Origin of the sequence: Okeania sp. SIO3B5 (assembly GCF_010692555.1) — a bacterium.
In the GTDB taxonomy this organism is placed as follows: Bacteria; Cyanobacteriota; Cyanobacteriia; order Cyanobacteriales; family Microcoleaceae; genus Okeania.
In genome coordinates this window covers 15,449-32,226 of the sequence record NZ_JAAHHG010000068.1, presented here as the reverse complement: position 1 = coordinate 32,226, position 16,778 = coordinate 15,449, and the positions used below count along the sequence as shown (strand labels likewise).

Annotated in this window: 14 protein-coding genes; 2 read left to right on the top strand and 12 right to left on the bottom strand. The window is 35.7% G+C overall.

The genetic code is table 11. The annotated features are described in order from the left end of the window. Positions 1-53: 53 nt before the first annotated feature. The 7 genes from F6K54_RS12170 to hetZ form a co-directional block, all read right to left on the bottom strand. Positions 54-509, bottom strand: a complete 456-nt coding sequence (locus F6K54_RS12170; protein ID WP_293077788.1) for a hypothetical protein — start codon at positions 507-509, stop codon at positions 54-56. Between the two features lie 35 nt (positions 510-544). Next, positions 545-772 (bottom strand): hypothetical protein, encoded by a 228-nt coding sequence (locus F6K54_RS12165; protein WP_293077786.1) that lies wholly within the window; start codon positions 770-772, stop codon positions 545-547. A 358-nt stretch (positions 773-1,130) separates the two neighbouring features. Continuing rightward, positions 1,131-1,415 carry a hypothetical protein gene (locus tag F6K54_RS12160; RefSeq protein ID WP_293077784.1) on the bottom strand — a complete coding sequence of 95 codons (285 nt, stop codon included), beginning with the start codon at positions 1,413-1,415 and terminating at the stop codon, positions 1,131-1,133. A gap of 2,309 nt (positions 1,416-3,724) precedes the next feature. Further along, a complete protein-coding gene (locus tag F6K54_RS12150; protein WP_293077782.1) occupies positions 3,725-3,847 on the bottom strand; it encodes a hypothetical protein in 123 nt (40 codons plus the stop codon). A 57-nt stretch (positions 3,848-3,904) separates the two neighbouring features. Then, entirely contained in the window at positions 3,905-6,244 is a 2,340-nt protein-coding gene (locus tag F6K54_RS12145) for a DUF3488 and DUF4129 domain-containing transglutaminase family protein (RefSeq protein WP_293077780.1), read from the bottom strand. Between the two features lie 192 nt (positions 6,245-6,436). Then, on the bottom strand, positions 6,437-7,459 hold the full coding sequence (locus F6K54_RS12140; protein WP_293077778.1) for a hypothetical protein: 1,023 nt from the start codon (positions 7,457-7,459) through the stop codon (positions 6,437-6,439). Beyond that, on the bottom strand, positions 7,452-8,618 hold the full coding sequence (gene hetZ, locus F6K54_RS12135) for a heterocyst differentiation protein HetZ (RefSeq protein WP_293077789.1): 1,167 nt from the start codon (positions 8,616-8,618) through the stop codon (positions 7,452-7,454). Before hetZ ends, F6K54_RS12140 begins: the two co-directional genes overlap by 8 nt. A gap of 95 nt (positions 8,619-8,713) precedes the next feature. Between hetZ and F6K54_RS12130 the strand changes: the two genes are divergently transcribed. Beyond that, positions 8,714-9,193, top strand: coding sequence for a hypothetical protein (locus F6K54_RS12130; protein WP_293077776.1), 480 nt, complete (start codon positions 8,714-8,716; stop codon positions 9,191-9,193). A 483-nt stretch (positions 9,194-9,676) separates the two neighbouring features. On the opposite strand, the gene sds is transcribed toward F6K54_RS12130, so the two are convergent. Next, positions 9,677-10,648, bottom strand: coding sequence for a solanesyl diphosphate synthase (sds, locus tag F6K54_RS12125; RefSeq protein WP_293077774.1), 972 nt, complete (start codon positions 10,646-10,648; stop codon positions 9,677-9,679). 1,992 nt (positions 10,649-12,640) lie between these two features. Between sds and F6K54_RS12120 the strand changes: the two genes are divergently transcribed. Further along, a complete protein-coding gene (locus tag F6K54_RS12120) occupies positions 12,641-12,799 on the top strand; it encodes a hypothetical protein (RefSeq protein ID WP_192901192.1) in 159 nt (52 codons plus the stop codon). Between the two features lie 653 nt (positions 12,800-13,452). On the opposite strand, the gene F6K54_RS12115 is transcribed toward F6K54_RS12120, so the two are convergent. The 4 genes from F6K54_RS12115 to F6K54_RS12100 form a co-directional block, all read right to left on the bottom strand. Then, entirely contained in the window at positions 13,453-13,605 is a 153-nt protein-coding gene (locus F6K54_RS12115; protein WP_293077772.1) for a hypothetical protein, read from the bottom strand. A gap of 94 nt (positions 13,606-13,699) precedes the next feature. Next, positions 13,700-14,530: a glutamate racemase gene (murI, locus tag F6K54_RS12110; protein WP_293077770.1), complete on the bottom strand. Its 831-nt coding sequence runs from the start codon at positions 14,528-14,530 to the stop codon at positions 13,700-13,702. Positions 14,531-14,845: 315 nt separating this feature from the next. Further along, positions 14,846-15,016 (bottom strand): hypothetical protein, encoded by a 171-nt coding sequence (locus tag F6K54_RS12105; RefSeq protein ID WP_293077768.1) that lies wholly within the window; start codon positions 15,014-15,016, stop codon positions 14,846-14,848. Positions 15,017-16,018: 1,002 nt separating this feature from the next. After that, the gene (locus F6K54_RS12100; protein ID WP_293077767.1) at positions 16,019-16,588 is read right to left on the bottom strand and encodes a peroxiredoxin; all 570 of its coding nucleotides are present in this window, start codon (positions 16,586-16,588) and stop codon (positions 16,019-16,021) included. Positions 16,589-16,778 lie beyond the last annotated feature (190 nt).

Sequence of the window (16,778 nt, the reverse complement as noted above, 5' to 3'; positions counted from 1 at the left end):
CTAATTTATACTTTTCTTGGCAGCAAGCTAGACTATCATTCCAAACAACACGTTCACGAAGTGTTGCGCCAGCAAACACAACCAAATAGCTTGGCCAATCGGTGTTTTTGTCCTGATGTTGGATATACAGGTTCTTGACTTTCTTCTACTTCTTCTTCCTCCTCCTCTTCTTCATCTACCATCATCGAAATATTCTGAAATTCCATTTCATTCTCATCAACATCTCCAGGTAAATATTCTACTTCTTCTTCCTCCTCCTCATCTTCATGTACCACCATCGAAAAATCCCTAAACTCCATTTCACTTTCATCAATAACTCCAGACAAATATTCCACCTCATCCAAATTTTTCACACTTGCTGCAAATCTACGATTAATTTCTGCTTCATCCAAACTTTCACCATCATCAAAACGATAAATTAATCCTTGAATAATTTCTGAATCACTCGTCAAAATTCCCACTTCTCGTTCCATACTTTCCTCGCCAGAAGCTAAAAAATTAGTGTGCATCTCAATGCGTGAATAAAGCCAAAAATTTATCGCTTTTAGGGAACAGAGAACAGGGAACAGGAAATATATAGGAAAAAAGTATTTTTGCTTGCTATGAGATGCACCCAAAAATTATGACTCCCCACAAAAGTAAACTTCTCATCACACACCAAAAAATTTTCGTGAGTTCCTAATAACTTCAACCGAAATAGACCAGGATAACTTTCTTCCAATTCTTGTAAATCTACCAAAGCATTATATTTCCAACCTTTGCCAATATTCAAGCGATCGCCTAAATATTTCCAACCAATATCTATCTGACAATTGCGGTTTAAACAATCCTTGAATTTCTTCAGTAAATTTTCATCAATACTATTACAGTTTAACCAAGGACAAACAATAATTAATCGTGCTTGAACTGTTTCTAATGCTTCGATTAATACACCACGACTATCAGTACGGTAATTTCAGTTATCAGTTATCAGTTATCAGTTATCAGTTAGCATTCTAACGGAGGAACTGCGTTATCAGTACCTCTACAATAAGGAGGCTTGAAATACCGAAGTTGATTTTTTTCATCCCCTTAAAAGGGGAGGCTTGAGACCTTATTTTTGGTTAAACACTAATTTATTTTGATACTCTTCAGTCTTTATTTTGCCAATTATTCGGAGATTTATCTTGAGTTTCCGTAGTTGATTTTCTGAGATTATTGAAAGCTAATAATTCATCTAAACGTAGAGTTAAAGCAACAAAGTTTTCCTGTACATTTTCGATATCTTCTGCTTCTAGTCGATGATTAAAATCTTCTATCTGCTCGTCTAAAGTATGTTTCAACTTAACAACATATTTTTTGAGAGTAACTTGTTGTTTTTCCAGTTGTGAAACCTTAGCAACTAGAGCAGATAAATTTGATTCTAGGTCAGACATAATTACAGCAGTTTTCTAGTGGATGAGGTACAAAGTTTTATTGTTCTAGGCAACAGGGAACAGGGAACAGTGAATATCGGAATAAATAGTCTTATAACTGTACTTCACTATCCTCAAAAATGCTCTAACTTTTAGGTACATTGGCACATTCATTGTAAAACATTATAAGTAAGCATTTTGGAGATTTAATTAAACAATCCCTAAAAACAGCTAAAAAAAGAGAAAAAGTATGCAGTGGTTGTGGTTTTTCTACCCACGTTCTAGATGCCAAATTCTGTAAATTATGTGGTACAGAGTTATACCAAGCGTGAAAAAAGAATGTTACGAATAATAAGTGGGATAAAAAGATTTTGTAGGAAATATCCCTTTGACAAAAAAGAGAATTTACGACCTAAAAACTGGTATTGAAGCCATTCCCATAAGACTCCTGACTCCTGACTCCTAAGAAATAGCCTAACTATTTGTAGCAAACATTTATCAATTTGGTATTAGGTATTTATCAAGTCAATAATGTCAGTGAAAAAAAGCAATAGAATCGATCTCCATCAGGACTTACGTTAAAGAACTACATATATAGTCATTCCAGTTAAGATTGGGACAAAGGTTTCTTGCCTTGAAAGAGTTTCAGCTAAATCAAGTGTTCCAGTCTTATTCAGAATGACTATAGTAGATAAAAACTATAGCACTATGACATATATAGTGTTTTAGTCAAAAAAATCCCTAATTTATATCCCGAAAATAATAGTAGGGAACAGCTCATCTGTAGGAAAAACATTTTCTCTGATTTGATTTATCATCAGCATCACTCTTAAGCAGCTCATTGCTTTCCCTACTCCATCAGGACTTACGGTCAGGAACTATATATATGTAGATAAAAACTATAGCACTATTGCATATATAGTGTTTTTATCCAAAAAATCCCTAACTCCTGTGCCTAAAATCATAGTAGAGAACAGCTCATTGCTTTCCCTACTCCATCAGGACTTATAGTCAGTAGCTATATATAGTAGATAAGAACTATAGCACTATGGCATATATAGTGTTTTTATCCAAAAAATCCCTAATTTATGTCCTGAAAACAATAGTAGGGAACAGCTCATCTGTAGGAAAAACATTTTCCTTGATTTGCTCGATCGCCAGCATCAGTCTGGACCAACTCATTCCTTTCTCTACTCCATCAGGACTTATAGTCAGTAGCTATATATAGTAGATAAGAACTATAGCACTATGGCATATATAGTGTTTTTATCCAAAAAATCCCTAATTTATGTCCTGAAAACAATAGTAGGGAACAGCTCATCTGTAGGAAAAACATTTTCCTTGATTTGCTCGATCGCCAGCATCAGTCTGGACCAACTCATCCCTTTCTCTACTCCATCAGGACTTACGGTCAGGAACTATATATAGTAGATAAAAACTATAGCACTATGGCATATATAGTGTTTTTATCCAAAAAATACCTAATTTATGTCCCGAAAACAATAGTAGGGAACAGCTCATCTGTAGGAAAAGCATTTTCCTTGATTTGCTTGATCGCCAGCATCAGTCTGAACCAACTCATTCCTTTCTCTACTCCATCAGGACTTATGGTCAGGAACTATATATAGTAGATAAGAACTATAGCACTATGGCATATATAGTGTTTTTATCCAAAAAATCCCTAATTTATGTCCCGAAAATCATAGTTCAGTTCATTCCTTTCCCTACTCCATCAGGACTTACGGTCAGGAACTATATATAGTAGATAAAAACTATAGCACTATGGCATATATAGTGTTTTTATCGAAAAAATACCTAATTTATGTCCCGAAAACAATAGTAGGGAACAGCTCATCTGTAGGAAAAACATTTTCCCTGATTTGATTTATCATCAGCATCACTCTTAAGCAGCTCATTGCTTTCCCTACTCCATCAGAACTTATGGTCAGGAACTATATATAGTAGATAAAAACTATAGCACTATGGCATATATAGTGTTTTTATCCAAAAAATCCCTGATTTATGTCCCTAAAACAATAGTAGGGAACAGCTCATCTGTAGGAAAAACATTTTCCTTGTAGAGAACAGCTCATTCCTTTCCCTACTCCATCAGAACTTATGGTCAGGAACTATATATAGTAGATAAGAACTATAGCACTATGGCATATATAGTGTTTTTATCCAAAAAATCCCTAATTTATGTCCCGAAAATCATAGTAGGGAACAGCTCATCTGTAGGAAAAAATTTTCCCTTATTTGCTTCATCATCAACATAATTCCTAACCAGCTCATTCCTTCCTATATGCATAAGCGAGCGTAGTTTTTTCGTATTAAATTATATCAAATCCGTTTAATTCGGTATAAAAAAATGTTCCATCTTCAACCATTACCAAATATTTGCCCATCTCCCCATCTCCCCATCTCCCCATCTCCCCATCTCCCCATCTCCCCATCTCCCCATCTAATTACACCGATGCTACCGGATTTGATATTACCTTCTTCTTATTATCTTAATTTAACCTACGCCTAATACTCTGCTTTAAACTTCGGAGTAAATTTTTTAATCTAGTTAAATTAACTTCCTTACTGCCATAACGCCATTCCACATAAGCTTGAGAAATCTCTTCAATTATTTCTACTTCACTTATAGAATGATATTCCTTAATAGCTTGACTATATTCAAAAGGCGTCTGAAAACGATGTTTAACTAATCCCTTACTCGCCATCAAACTCAACATTTGTTGATATATACTCTCCATTGGAGATAACCTAGATAACCACCGATCGTAACGCCATCCTCGCCAAAATATATACAATAACCATCCCAAGAAAGCCAAAGAAGTAGCTAAAATTAAACCAGTAAATATCCCTTGCCAACCTTGAGAAAAGAGAGCAAAAAACCAACCAATAATTCCCAATACCCAACCGAATATCCCACCAATAAATCTCTCTAAAAAACCAGTTACAGGAGAAGGTAACCAACCAGCTACCCACTTCCAAAAAGTCATTAATGCACTAAAAGTTTCATTCTTTTCAATAGAAGGAGGAATTAAAGGCATTCCCGGAATAGGATTAAAAGCAAACCATCCATACTCAGGAAAATATACCTCCGTCATCATATAAGCATCTGTATTTTTAACCACATATAAACCAGTAAAAGGATTAAATTCCCCAGCAGAATAACCCGCTACTAATCTTGCCGGAATTCCAATAGAACGTAACATTATTGTCAAAACAGTAGAGAAGTGGTCGCCATAACCGCCGATAATTTTCTCCCCTTCCGGACTATTTTGATAACCAAACAAAAATGCTGATACTAAATCTTCACCTTCAGCAAAAAATGGAGGTTCTTTTTGCAGTTTATAATTAGGATTTTGTTTCAGATACTGAGCTAAATAAAGTGCTTTTTCATAAGGCGAAGTAATAGGTTGACTTTCTTGAGCAACTTTATTTTTGTTCCCTAATATCTCCTCTGTTTTTTCTCTTACTTTTTCGGCAATTTCTGGAGGAATTTGTAAATAATACTTACTAATACTTTCTGGGTAATTTGTACCTACCTGATTCAAAAGAGTACGGTCTCGATAAGGAACATCAGAAATGACTGTATACGTTAAACCTTCCCGCAATTCAAGAGGAGAACGCAAATTACCATCAGGGTCAATTGCTATTTTTTCAGTAGGAAAATAGACTTCCCTTGCTTGATATAAAGCCGGAATTAAATTTGGCAACTGAGAAACAATTGTGTAGCTTTGAATTACTTCTCTAGTTTCATTTTCATGCCTATTAGTCGGCCAATTAACATAAAATTGGTAAGACCAACGGGGGCGATTTAAGGTAAAGGATTTATCGTTCCGAGAAATTTCCCAACCTTCGCCTGTATATTTATCAAAGGCTAATACTCGCCAAAAACCTTCAGCTTGTGACCTCACTCGCATGACAATTTGAGGAATTAATTGTCCGCGTAAATTTTGATTTATTTTAGTATTAAATCCATAATAATAAGTATTATCTAAAGTTCCAGGACCTGATTCTTGATTAGTTCCACTTCCTCCTCCAGAATCATCTCCATTTCCCCTACCTTGACTAATATAACCAGGGTTTGTAATAGTTCGCCCATCAAAATTTTCTACGTCAAAATTAATCGGCGCACTAACAGGAAAAGTTCGTACTTGATAACCAGGTAATCTAGGTAAAAGAGCAAAAATTCCTAGACCTAATCCAATAATTACTAATAATAATATTGTTAATCGCTTGGGAGATAAAGTAGCATTTAATAAAGATATTTTCTGCTGCTTTTTCTTAACTTCTAATGTTTGACCTAAAATTTTTGACTGTAAACCTAACCTAGACCTATAATCTAAAATCAGGCAAGGAATAGCGATCGCGATAAATAGCAGCAACACTGGGCCATAAGTTAAAGTTTGACTGATAGTACCTGCAACTCCTAACAAAATTAGCCCGATAGTCATCGAATAACCCAAATCTTTCCGTCTGGGCAAGTCAAAGCTATGTAATACCTGAAGTTGAATCAATAATTCTGCCAATACCAGTCGCGTATCACTCAACTCAGTCACTAATCTACTCAGAAAAGCAGCTAACGATAATAACATTCCGATCGCCAAACAAAATTTAGCTGGTATGTTTCGTTTGTAGCGGTTATACCAACTCCAAACTGCTCCTATAATACTTAGGGGAGCAGCCCAAACAGTTAAAGGCAGTTCATCTGTTGCCACTCCGGCAGCCACATCAACGGCAATAATACCTACTATGACTAACGCCTGTACCATGACTCGCAATAGAATAGAATCTTCAGGAACAGGTTTAGGAGATGTTTCTATCTGTCGCCACATAAGTTAAAAGTCAAAAGTCAAAAGTCAAAAGTCAAAATTTAGAATTCAAAAGTGATATTAATGGAACTTAAAACCTCTACTCTACAGTCTAAATTCTACCCTGTTCCCTTTTAAAAGCATAGGCACGTTAACAATTAATAATTAATAATTAATCCATGAAGTAATTATCCACCATTCATTATCCACTATCAATTATTGAAGGCGAACAACAAATTTTAAAGACTGCTCCCAGTCAAAGAATTTAATAATTAACTGATATGTTCCATCTGGTTGTGGGTTAAATAACTCCACACATAGAGTACCTGCATCTGAACGTTCAGCAGTTGCTTCAACTCCTTCTCCTTGAAGTTGGAAATTTGCTGCTTCAGGTAATTTACCTTTAATCTTTAAACACGCAGAAGAACAATCTTGAGGAACATAATATTCAGCCTCGATGCTCACCCACCCTAAAGCAGTTTGCCACTGTCTTTTTGTCACTGACTGATTCAAATGACAAGTCAAATTTAAGGATGAGATAATTTCTTGGGCAGCGAGCAAAGACAACAACATTTGTTGCTTTGGAGTTGCAGTGTTATAAGAAGTAATACGACCGGAAATTAACTCTCCATCCCTAGTGCCGCCTACAAGTACTAAACCAGCTAGATCGTTTAAGGATTGAGATTGATTTGGGAACAAACTATTCACTGCTCTAACCAATCTACTACCAGGTAGTAAATCAGATGGTACTTCCTGACAAGATTGCAGAAGTTGAGCAAATACATTTTCTGTTAAAGGTATATTTAACTTGCCCCACTTAATATTTTTCATCTGTGATGCCCACAAATTAATAGGGGAAAACCAGTTACTCACCTCCACATCTGGATATTCAGCATCGTAATTTACCAGATTATTTTCCCAAGGGAATCGTGGGGGTTTAGATTCAATCTTGGTTCTCAGTCGTTTTTGTAATACAGTCTCGAAACGATTATACACGGTTGGTACTTCTCCAGCTGTAAGTGGCTGACTTTCGTGTTCGTAGGGATAGTCAATTTCTTCAGAATCAAGTGGGTCTAATTCTTCCCACTCTAACTCCTGCACCCTGATTTCTTTTTTTCCATTCTGAATAGATTTTTGATTTTCCTCTACGTTTGATATTTCTTGAGAATTTGGCCCTAATAACCAGTCAAAGAAATTATCCTCAAAAGTTTCCACCTGTTTATTCGTTTCGTTATTCATCAGTTGACGCACTCGCTCCGGAATTTGAATGATTTCGTAATTCCCAGGCAAGTTCGAGTAACTTATGCCACTTCTTCTTCACCTGGTTTACTTTACGACCTAAAGTCTTCGCGATCGCTTCGTCAGAAAGACCTTTATGCTTCAAATCTAGCAAACTTTTCTGTTCTGCGTCAATTTTGTCATGTAGAGCTGCCCATTCTGTGGGGGTTAAGCCTAAACTATGCTCTAAGTCTGCTCCTAACCATTGATGAACTAATTCCCAACTATGTCCCATGGCAAATTTTAGCAAATGGTACTTAAAGCGTTGCTGTAAATAATCCCTTTGTCTGGGAGTAAGATTTAATATAGATTCTATTTCCCCAGTTGATAAGTCTTGTAAACGCAGTGCAAAATATTCTGCACAGTCTTGCTGTCCACGTTCTTCCAGATAGGCCATAAGTTCTTCTATTACCACCTGGCGCAGAGAACTTATATCATCACCTGTATCCTGTTGTGCGGCCATTGCTTCCCGCACCTGTTGCATAGACCCATCATTCCATGTCTTATCTGAGTCCGTAGCTGTTCCCTCTGCTGCTTGGTCAATATCTACAGATGTTTCTTTTGGTTGTTGATGAGAAAATGTTTGAGCACGCAGAATAATCAATTGTTGACTACGACCACCAGACAAAGGTATACGCCTTTTGCCGTAACGCTCTGTGAAGGCCATGTACTCGGCGAGTTCTAATAATGTACGGGGAGTGTACATTACTGGTAGCTCAGTTTCTCGTCTAAAAGCATTCAAAGCTTCCAGATAAAATTGCTGTAAAAAGTCCTCGATCAGATTTAATCTTGCCTGATAACTTGATTGTATTTGAGGAGGAGTGATATACCGATAAACAATTGCACTTAGAGTGCTATGTAAATGTATTCTTCCTTCTCTAGAACCAAGCTTATAGTAATGTAGACATTGTCTCAGACGATGTTGAGCTAGGTTCTTTGCCCATTTACTTATTTCCCCTGAAGCTTGAATTCTTTTGCTTTCCATGCAAATTCTTTCTACTTCCTGTGTAATACGCTCTGCTACTGATTGGCAATTTTGCTTTGATGCACGAGTAGATTGCTGAAATTCATCTAGCAAGAGCTTTAAATTTTCTTCGCCAACTTGGCAGATTTCCCCCATCATTGTATTAATAAATTAACTGCTAATATTTTTTTCGATTCATTACATATACACCCTGATTTCATAAAATTTCTGAAAAGACTAGATCGTAAATTATGGACTTAGATAGACAAATCCAAGCACTCATTAGAAATTCACCTCAAAATGGAAATACAGCAGAAGTTGTTGAAGCAATTACACCTGCCTTGAAACTTTTAGCTCAACAATTACAACATTTAGAGTACTATATTTTGCAAACTGACACGCAAAATTGGGTTTTGACTACCCTTGGTCATCGTAATAAATATGAATTAGAAAAACGTGTTATTTATGCTTTTTCTACTCAAAAAGATGCTTCATCTTCTATTGTAGAGGCTAATGTAGTTGCTATACCTGTACCAGTTATTTATATACTTTTCCAAATGATAGCAATTGAACCTTTAGATAGCTTTGTCTTTTTTGAAACACCTGGTAATTTGACAACGGCTACAGAGGTTAAGAGAGAGGATGTCCAAAAGCTGATAAATATATATCTAAAACAGTATCAGGCATCCTCTAATTCCAACTCTAGCAAAATTCCTCCGGATATTGCTTAAGATGTTGAGATATTCTCACAATTAAGGGAACAGGGAACAGGGAACAGGGAACAGGAAACAGTGGTAAAAGCCTTTATAGTGTCTCAGGTTCATCATCAACATAAGTACTAACCAACTCATTCCTTGCTACATTAATTAATAGTTCAACTACCTCAAGTAAATAGAGAAAATAGAATTTAACCTAATAATTAATAATTAATAATTAATAATTAAATAATTCAGCTTTATTAACCTGCCCTTTCAAAGGGAAAAAAATAAATTTTTTCCTTAAGCGTCAATCCTCTCCCTAAAAGGGAGAAGTAATTATCCATTATCCATTATCCATTATCCATTAATGAAATAGCAAAGTTAAACTCATCTGAAGACAGATTAGATTGCTATCAAAAGATTAATAGAACTGCATTAATTAATCGCCAATGTTTAAGTTTTATCCTACTGCTAGTATTAATTAACTCTTACTAACTTATTGGAAAATACTAAAAGTTAATACAGCCGACTTAAAACATAGTCAGTAAGATTAATCAGAGCCTCACGAGAATCACAATCTGGTAAAGACTTTAAATGTTCAACACCCATTTTTGCGTATTTAGTAGCTAATTCCTGAGATTTTTCAATACCGTGACTACCTTTAATCAATTGAATTGCCTCTTCTAGATCCCCATCTTGGGCTAATTCTCTTTCGATTAGTTTTTCTAAAGTTGGCTTTTCTGCTAATGCATATAACGTAGGTGCTGTCAAGTGGCCACTTTTCAGGTCTGAACAAGCAGGTTTTCCTAGAGATTCTGTTGCACTGGTAAAATCTAGTATGTCATCTACTATCTGAAATGCTAAACCTACATATCGGCCATAGTAGTACATATCCTGAGCTAGTTCTGGCGAGGCACCACTAAGAGTAGCTGCAGCTTTAGAACTATTAGCAATTAGAGAAGCTGTTTTATAGTAGCTCTTTTCTAAGTAAGCATCTATTGATAAATCAGTATCAAATTTATGTAGTCCTTGCTGAATTTCTCCTTCGGCAAGGTCCATAATTACTTCTGAAAGTAGTTTAACTACTTCTAGATTATCTAGATTGGCCAAGTACCAAGATGATTGAGCAAAGAGAAAATCTCCGGCCAGTACTGCAACACGATTGGTAAATAAGCTATGAACAGTGGGGACACCTCGGCGAATTTCTGATTCGTCTACTACATCGTCGTGAACTAAGCTAGCAGTGTGGATCATTTCTGTGATTTCTGCTAAACGACGATGTTTAGGACTAATTTCTTGATTTGGCATGGTAGTCCGTGAAATTAAAAAGACTATAGCTGGTCTCACTCGCTTTCCTTGAACGCGGAATAGATGTTCTGCTGCAGCGTACAGGATTGGGTGACGAGCACCTACTAATTGTTTTAAGTTATCTGTTAGCAGTTTTAGGTCTGCTTCTACTGGTGAAAATAGGAGAGTTGAAGTGGTCATGGATTAGCCAATCAAGCTACAAGTTAACAAAATTTTACATATTATATTCTTATTCTAAGCCAAGCACCCTTCATATAGGTAAATAGTTCATTAATTGATAATGGATAATGAACAATGGATAATTAACTCGGGTTTTAACCGTTACGGAATAGAATCAGGACTTACGCAAAGACACTGTGTATAGAGTCCAGTAACTATTGGACAATAGTTATGAGTACTATATATAGCGTATCTGCGTAAGTCCTAAGAATATAAGGAAATCTGATTTCTTCTCTTGGTCTCATGGATATGGCTTTGAGACCCGAAGAGTGACAGAGTCGCTCCGAAGTACGCCATCCCACCCTACGGGAAGCTCCGCTTTAGATGTTGCGTAGCAAAACTACCGCTTTTTTCTCCTTAAAAGGAGAGACTTTAAACCTTTGGGCATTAATTAGGGCTTGCTGATTAAATCTAAAAGTATTTACAGATAAAGGTTTTAGCCTTTTTGGGGCCTTTAAAAAGTGCCTGGTTTTCAGCTCTTCACCCTCGAAAAGTTAGTATTTTAGGCACATAGTTGGGCAGAAAAATCATTCTTACAATTCTTACTCCTACCTCCTTGCTCATTCCCTTTTCTCCTGTCTCCCCCTCCCCTCCTGGGAGGGGCTAGGGGTGGGTTGGGAGGGGGAGGGGTTAGGGGTGGGTTGTCTCCTACTCTCACCCATAAGACTTTTTCAGCAAACCCTAATTATCAATCATCCATTGTAAATCGAATCTATAAAAATATTTTTTTATTTTTTGATACCCAATAGTTAAATGTTAATCAAAGTCAGTTTTTATGATAGATTGTGTCTAATTGTTAAGTAACTATCAAAATTCTATATACAAATAGTATTTACTGTGTTACTTTAATAGTAGGAACTGTAAGAATTCAAGTATTCAAAGTTGATAACCTTCATAGGCTAACATTAGATTATCCTTTAAGGAACTGGACTTAATTATAGATTTATCTCTCAACTTACCGAGTTATCAAGATTGGCTAGGAGCTAGGAATAGTAGAGCAAAATTTTTCACCATTAAAGGTTGACTCAATCTACTATGAAGGTTTACTCTAAAATTTGAATTCAAAAAATAAATAGACCCAAAATTTATCAATAGTTAAAAGTTACCTATTGGTAAAGAGAATAGTCAAAAACTTCTGAGCTGAAATATATAATTTAGTCATCATCATATTCGATCTAAATTAACCAGAAAGTTTTTGCTATATAGGTTATATTAATTAAGCTATCAGGAACTCTATATAATTAATAATAATAATGAAGATAACTTAATAGCTGCATAGTCTTTCTGAGATATATCTACCAATGACTGAAGTGCAGAAATTGAGTTAATTTGAGCTTCTAAAAATCTATTCGGTGGTAGTGCATTGTATGATTTTTGTTACGAGGTACGGCAGTGGGAGAATCTTGCTCCCCTGCCAAGCATCTTTTGTTCCTTGTATACCATTACTATGCAGGACTACCGTCTATCGGTTATTAGTTACTAAAACATAGTCCCTGGTTAAGAGTTTAGATCGATATATAGTTTAATGAAGCAATTAGATTGCTAAAAGTTCCGTTCGATTGATAGTATTCCAGGTGACAAATATTACTCAGTAATTATCAACAATTTAGAATCTGAATAACCTTTTCTCTAAAAAAAAATCTGGGATCTTAAGTTTAGAGACTACCTAAGCAGAAGGTAACTAAAAAAAAGTTCAAATATGTGAACTCAAAAAATAAAAATATCTGCTACTTGGCATTACTATTTAATGCTACAACCTTATAAATACAAAGAGTTAAAGATTTTGTCTATAAATTTCTTTTGCTCTAAAAATAAATTAAAGAATAATTGTTTTTCTTAGTATTGACTTCAATTAATTACTAAGTAAACAGTACTCAATTAATCTTTAATGACTTAGCTTTTTAGCTAGAAAATACTTACATCTAAAAATCCTCCTCACCATCAAATAAAACCATGAACTACAATCACATTCCTGTAATTATTCCCATTCTAGCAACTGGTTATGTATTTACTGTATATTTACTACTAACATTAGCCCAAAGAGGTGCAAAAATCACAAAAAATAAATCTTGGCAACAAGGTATTGCTAACTCAAGAACTAATTTACATTAGTAAAAAACAACAGATAATATTATAGCTCTATATGAACTAGAAATTATCTGCTACTTAAGATTAATTTAAGTATCCAATAAATTTTAAAATAACTAATAGACATCTCCAGAAAAGAGGCAGTAGGCAGTAGGCAGAAAGAATTGATAATTTCTGTGTGATAATTGATTTTATTTTTGATTTTTGGAGATGTCTAATAAAGTATTTTAGTTTATATGTAACCCATGTTCCGCACGATAAGCATACTACAACAGTATTTTTTACGAAGAAGGTGGATTACATCCTCTTTTCTTAAAAAAACTGTCAATAGTGTGTGTAATATGTATTTTTACTTATAAACTTTATGGTTATTGCCAGACAAGGTTTTCAACGACTAGCCTGAGATACTACATTCTAACGTGCGGAATGTAGGATGTAAGCATTTAGCTGTGAGTACTTCAGCGCTTCCCTGCGGGATGCTACGCAAACAGCTATTGTCTTTAGTTTGAGATAAAAGCTTTACTAAATTTAGGTAAATTTATACTTACTACCAAAGTCAGCTAAAACAGCCTATTGGCGTGACACACCTTAAATAGTGTATTAGAAAAAAATGGTCAAATCTTGCCAGAACCTGAATTATTGGAAAAAATCTAATCCACATTAGGGCGTGTCATCAATTAAAAAATTGACAAAATGGGTATTGTATGCTCTAAGTCAATGGCGATCGCTATGCCAATAAAATGACTGAGGCTACCTTTAGGAATTCCTCCCAGAAAGTTTACTGAACGCTTGTCATAGCTTGTAGCGATCGCTCTATATTGTTTGAACATCTTCCGTGTGAAACCGCAACATTGATTGACATTGACATCCCTCCGCTCCCGACGAGGAGAGCGCGGGTATAAATGCCAACATTTAGATAAATATCTATGCTATAGAAATAGGTTTGTCTATAACAGTAGATAAAGAAACTGATTGTACAATTGGTTTATAACCAAGCCATTGTAATGATAATTCAGCAAATTTTTGAGAAGAACCGCTAACTACAAATTTTGTTGGTTTTGCCTTCTCATAGTTTTGCAAATTCATAATTTCTAGCTTTTTAGCAGCTACTTTAACTAGAGATACAGCAGGATCTACAAAATGAACATTTCTAGGTATAAATGAACGCAATATTGGTTCTAAATAGGGATAGTGAGTACAACCATAAACTAATGTGTCAATTTTTTGCTGTATTAATGGCATCAAATATTCTTCTGCTATCTGATATGTGTAAGGATTATGTAGTTGATTTTGCTCTATTAAAGGTACGAAATAGGGACAGCCTACTTGCCACACTTTAGCAGAAGTATTTGCCTCTAGAATTGCTCTACGATAGGCATTACTAGCAGCAGTTGCAGGAGTAGCAATTACGCCTATTCTTGTTCCTAATTCTACTGCAGCATTAGCCCCTGGTACAATCAATCCTAGAATTGGAATATCAAATTTAGACTTGATTTTTTCTAAAGCAAGAGCTGAACTGGTATTACAAGCCATCAATACCATTTTCACTCCACTCTTGATTAACCACTCTATAATTTCATCTACAAACTGCACAATTTCTTTGCTAGTTCTTGTGCCATAAGGTAATCTTGCTGTATCTCCAAAGTAAAGAATAGATTCACTAGGTAACTGTCTATATAGCTCTCTAAGAACAGTTAAACCTCCTATCCCACTATCAAAAATACCTATTCTTTTTTGTCTAGTTTCAACGATCATTCTTGAGAGTATGGAAATACCATTCAAATCAAATAAATATAACTATAATGTATCGGTTGCAAATCTATTTAATTTTTCCTATTTATTTTAGTTTGAATAGATAAAAGTTATATGATTATTTATCAACTGAAGTTAAAAAAATGGGAGTGTTCAAATATATTTTGGTTATTATTAGTGACTAAAATAGGTTAACACTATATTGATAATCCCCGCTCTAAAGAGACGAAGATTCTTAAGCAATCCACAACTGGATTCTTAAAGGCATTATCAAACTACCTCTACTGACTCCTTCGAGAGAAAACTCCAAAGTTGTCGCTACTTTTTTTTGAGAATATTAGCTGCTCCATTCACATCAGCATTTACCAACAAACCGTTTTTGGTTTGATATAAACCTCTGTGTACTCGCTTTCCTGATGAATTCCAGCTTTTCCTACGGAATGCTACGCAAACGGGTTTTTCACGCCCTGTTTGGCAGGAAATCATCATCTAAAAAGCTTGCTTGCGAGGTGTAATATCATGTCCGGATAATCAGTTATAAAAAAACCTTTTCCCTTCTAACCTTTTCTTTCCTTCTGCCTCCTGCCTCCAGCTCCCGCTGCCTTACCTTCTCCAAAGTATAAGTATTCAACCGGACATGATATAAGATTCTTCAGTTTCAATAAACTCTATGCCGTACAATTCGCATAACTGACTAAAATGACAAATTTTTTAGGCGATTAAAATCGCCCGTTCGTTTTTCATCCACGCTTTAAAAAGACATGGCTAAACTATCGTCCTTCTTCCCTAAACATTCAGGCGTCAGCCATGAGCTATTGCTTTTAATTTAGGATAAAAGCTTTATTAACAGGACTTACTTGACATCCTCTCCGGCCTGAAGGCGCGGAGATTCCTACTGAGCCGTAGCTTCTCGGCGGGTTGACGTTTTGCTTCGCATAGCTGTCGCTAACACAGGGTGCTGCTTCCTTGTCGGTAGTCTAACGCTTCCCTCCACGTCCGCGCACGAGTTTCCGAGTGCCCCCCGGCAACTAATAACACTGTAGCATATATTCAATTCACTTGCATACTAAAATAAAAAGTCGCCCTACAAGGGCGAGGCTTTAAACCCAATTTTTCGGTAAAGGCACTATTTATAGAGTATAAAGACTATTGGACAATAGTTTTGAGCGCTATATATAGCGTATCTGCGTAAATCCTAATTAATTGTCTTACTACAAAAGTTGGCTCCCTTACCCTTAAAGTCAGTTGTTAATTTAAACACTGTCTTATATGAGAGAATCTTGTTGCTGAAGTCCGCAGTTCCTCCGGAGGAGGCTAGCTGACAGCTAATAGCTGAATGTTTACACACTATATATAGCAATATGAAAATATCCTTATAGCGAAAAAATTTATTGTTTAGGTTAATTTTAGACGCTGCAGTTCAAAAATCACATTTAACTGCTACATATAGTATTATTCTTGCAAGTTTCAGCTTCTTTGTACAGAGCTAAACTAACCAACAAACTCTAATCTAGCTGGCTTTTCTGCTGGTGGTTCTTGACCTTTGAGATAAGCTAATACTGTATCTGCGTCAGATGTCTCAAATGGATCGTCACCATAATTGTCGCTAAAACCTTCTTCAACAAAGATCTTTTCGATTTTACAGTCATTAACAACCATTGCATAGCGCCAGGAGCGCATACCAAAACCGATATTGGACTTATCTACTAACATTCCCATTTTACGAGAGAATTCTCCATTGCCATCTGGTAATAGGAATACATTTTTGGCATTTTGCTGTTTACCCCATTGGAACATTACGAAGGCATCGTTTACTGATAGACAAATAATTTCGCCTATTCCTTGTGCTTTGAATTCATCGTATAGTTCTTCATAGCGAGGTAAGTGAGTAGATGAGCAGGTTGGTGTGAAAGCTCCAGGTAATGCAAATAATACTACACGCTTGCCACCAAAAATTTCTTGGGTAGTTTTGTCTTGCCAACGATAAGGGTTAGGTCCATCAACAGATTCATCACGGACACGAGTTTTGAATACTACATCAGGAACGCGCTCAATAACCATAACTTAACCTCAAAATGATTTAGTAACTTAGCAATTTAATCTGTATCAGCTTTTACTGCTGTAAATCAGAATAATTCTTATTTAAGAATTTGTCAACGGCATTAAAGAAAAAATTTTATCAAGAAAGGCAGAAAGCAGGAGGCAGAAGGCAGAAGGGAATTCTGACTCCTGCCCTCTGCCCGCGATCAAA

Bases quoted from the DNA above. Each gene is read 5' to 3' on its own strand.
- F6K54_RS12170 (WP_293077788.1), bottom strand. From the start codon at position 509: ATGCACACTAATTTTTTAGCTTCTGGCGAGGAAAGTATGGAACGAGAA.
- F6K54_RS12160 (WP_293077784.1), bottom strand. From the start codon at position 1,415: ATGTCTGACCTAGAATCAAATTTATCTGCTCTAGTTGCTAAGGTTTCA.
- F6K54_RS12150 (WP_293077782.1), bottom strand. From the start codon at position 3,847: ATGGGGAGATGGGGAGATGGGGAGATGGGGAGATGGGGAGATGGGGAG.
- F6K54_RS12145 (WP_293077780.1), bottom strand. From the start codon at position 6,244: ATGTGGCGACAGATAGAAACATCTCCTAAACCTGTTCCTGAAGATTCT.
- F6K54_RS12140 (WP_293077778.1), bottom strand. From the start codon at position 7,459: ATGAATAACGAAACGAATAAACAGGTGGAAACTTTTGAGGATAATTTC.
- hetZ (WP_293077789.1), bottom strand. From the start codon at position 8,618: ATGGGGGAAATCTGCCAAGTTGGCGAAGAAAATTTAAAGCTCTTGCTA.
- F6K54_RS12130 (WP_293077776.1), top strand. From the start codon at position 8,714: ATGGACTTAGATAGACAAATCCAAGCACTCATTAGAAATTCACCTCAA.
- sds (WP_293077774.1), bottom strand. From the start codon at position 10,648: ATGACCACTTCAACTCTCCTATTTTCACCAGTAGAAGCAGACCTAAAA.
- F6K54_RS12120 (WP_192901192.1), top strand. From the start codon at position 12,641: ATGAACTACAATCACATTCCTGTAATTATTCCCATTCTAGCAACTGGT.
- F6K54_RS12115 (WP_293077772.1), bottom strand. From the start codon at position 13,605: ATGTTCAAACAATATAGAGCGATCGCTACAAGCTATGACAAGCGTTCA.
- murI (WP_293077770.1), bottom strand. From the start codon at position 14,530: ATGATCGTTGAAACTAGACAAAAAAGAATAGGTATTTTTGATAGTGGG.
- F6K54_RS12105 (WP_293077768.1), bottom strand. From the start codon at position 15,016: ATGATGATTTCCTGCCAAACAGGGCGTGAAAAACCCGTTTGCGTAGCA.
- F6K54_RS12100 (WP_293077767.1), bottom strand. From the start codon at position 16,588: ATGGTTATTGAGCGCGTTCCTGATGTAGTATTCAAAACTCGTGTCCGT.